At 28.6% G+C, this 413-nt stretch carries 1 protein-coding gene; it reads left to right on the top strand.

Annotated features, from left to right (window positions below; genetic code table 11):
- Nucleotides 1-162: 162 nt before the first annotated feature.
- A partial coding sequence (locus ON15_RS11140) for an ATP-binding protein (protein WP_010581571.1) occupies nt 163-413 on the top strand: 251 nt, incomplete at its 3' end.

Genomic DNA, 413 nt, shown 5'->3' with positions numbered 1-413 from the left:
TGTTTCAGATAAGCAATTTACTTACAATACTGAAGATCAACTAGCTGTATTAAAAAGTGACTTAATGAAAGATGCCAGCGAAAAAGAAATTAATGAATATATGCGTAAAGATTTAAGTGTTTATGACAACTTATAAACACCATAATACGAGGAGAACGTCTAATGAATCAATATGAACAACTAAACTCTAATTTGTCCTATCTCAATTTAGAAAATATTCGTCAGAATTTAAATGAGTATATATCAAAAGTCAATGATCACAAAATTAGTTTTAGTGAAGCCCTCTTAGACCTGACCAACAAGGAAATAAATTATCAACATCAATTAGAACTTGAACGAAGGATCCAAAGAGCAAGATTCCCAATAATCAAAAAAATAGAAGAATTTGATTTTAATTTTCAGCCTTCAATTAA

Origin of the sequence: Liquorilactobacillus vini DSM 20605, assembly GCF_000255495.1 — a bacterium.
Lineage (GTDB): Bacteria > Bacillota > Bacilli > Lactobacillales > Lactobacillaceae > Liquorilactobacillus > Liquorilactobacillus vini.
This window is presented reverse-complemented; position numbering and strand designations above follow the sequence as displayed.